The sequence below is a fragment of the Acidocella sp. MX-AZ02 genome (genome assembly GCF_000306035.1).
Lineage (GTDB): Bacteria > Pseudomonadota > Alphaproteobacteria > Acetobacterales > Acetobacteraceae > Acidocella > Acidocella facilis.
Genome location: NZ_JH976223.1, coordinates 1 through 1,790 on the forward strand (window position 1 = coordinate 1; position 1,790 = coordinate 1,790).

General features: G+C 51.6%; 1 protein-coding gene and 1 pseudogene. One reads left to right on the forward strand and one right to left on the reverse strand.

The genetic code is table 11. The features are described 5' to 3' along the window. Positions 1-386: 386 nt before the first annotated feature. Positions 387-1,126 (forward strand): annotated as a pseudogene (locus tag MXAZACID_RS18525) (IS5 family transposase). 21 nt (positions 1,127-1,147) lie between these two features. On the opposite strand, the gene MXAZACID_RS17185 reads toward MXAZACID_RS18525, so the two are convergent. Further along, on the reverse strand, positions 1,148-1,591 hold the full coding sequence (locus MXAZACID_RS17185; protein ID WP_008495829.1) for a hypothetical protein: 444 nt from the start codon (positions 1,589-1,591) through the stop codon (positions 1,148-1,150). Positions 1,592-1,790 lie beyond the last annotated feature (199 nt).

Below are 1,790 nucleotides of genomic sequence, written 5' to 3' on the forward strand. Positions count from 1 at the left end.
AGGAAAATAAGCGTTAAAATATTCGGACCACCGTTCGATTTTGCTTTCGTACGGACAGAGTGCACGTTCCGCCTGTAGAGAATTCATGCCGAATTTAATGACGTGATGTCCGTCTTGATAAACTCCTTCATCTGGAGAAATTGTCCACTTCATCAGTTTTCCTTTCGGTCAGTTCAGGGGCGGTTTTGGTTGATCTGGTTTTGTAGGCACTCCACGTAACGCTGCATTTCTTTTATGGCTTCATCATATTTTTGCGGGTCACCGGATTTAGAACGCCTTTCAAAACTCTTGCGCGACGCGAAACGGCTGGTTCATAGAGGGGAATGTCCTCTGTTCTGATTCCCGAAGGCCTCTGGCCGACCTTTGAATAGCTGCTTCCGTCGCCCATGGCCAAGCCCCGCGGTGGCCGGCCCCGCATTTCCGATAGGGCCGCGCTCAGCGGCATTCTGTTTGTCTTGCGCAGCGGTATCGCGTGGGAGGATTTGCCGCCGGAGCTTGGCTGCGGCTAGGGTGTCACCTGTTGGCGGCGTCTGCGCGACTGGCAGGAGGCGGGTGTCTGGGAGCGGCTGCACCATGAGGTGCTGCGCCGTCTGCTTGGCGCGAACAGGATAGATTTCGGCCGGGTCTGCCTGGATTCATCCTCGATTCCGGCAAAAAAAGGGGCTCTGCCACGGGCCCAAATCCAACGGATCGCGGCAAGCCGGGGACGAAACGGCATCTTGTGACCGACCGGCTCGGCATTCCTCTCGCAGTGAAACTGACCGGCGCAAATGTCCACGACAGCACCATGCTCGAACCAATGCTCGATGCCATGCCCGCGATTCGCGGCAGGCCGGGCCGTCCCCTTCAACGGCCAAAGAAGCTCCACGCCGACAAAGGCTATGATTATCCACGCTGCCGAAAGGCGTGCCGCCGGCGTAGCATCTTGCCCCGCATCGCGCGAAAAGGCGTCGAGAGCAAGGAAAAGCTCGGGCGCCATCGCTGGCTTGTCGAACGGGCATTCGCCTGGCTCAATCGCTTCCGCCGGCTGACAATCCGCTACGAGCGCCGCCAAGACATCCATCTCGCCCTCACAAAATTGGCTTGCTCATTGATATGCCTGCGAGCTTTACATCAGAGGTTTTGAAAGGCGTTCTAAAATGGACAATCAAAACTGCCTGACGCCAAACTTCTTGATCATTGACTCCATCTCCATCCGTGAAAAAGCACCGATGACTTTGTCGCTTTCCTCAAGACCAATTCGATCAAACGCTATTCCATATTTGGGGGACAAAAAAGAATTTTCTATATCGATCCAAAGCTCTGAATCTTGCTTTCGAATCTCCTCTAAAAATATTTCCGGATTAGCATGGAAATAATCTAATCCACCGACGTAAACGGCTTCCGTTCTCCACCCGAAGTCCATATGAACAAGGGCATCACTCCGAAAATTCAACGTAGGATATTCGATCTCTTTGAAAGAGCAAGACAGAATTCCAGAAGGCCTTTCGGTCTTTTTCCTGAAGCTGCCGCATATCGTCTCAATGTCCGATACGCTCATTCCAAATTGGATCTTACCGGCTCCTCTATACGGATCGATTATCCACTGCATCTTCAATTCCTTCTGTTTTAAATTAAGATTTTTTCTTGTCGATTTGATTTTGCAGGCATTCTGCATAATCTTGCATTTCCTTCAACGCTTGGTCATATTTTTCGGGTTCTCCAGATTCGGCGGCAATTTTTTTGACATCCTCAATATCCATTTTGGCTGCATCCAGAAGCTTTCCTTCCCTGACCAATTGCGCCTGCTT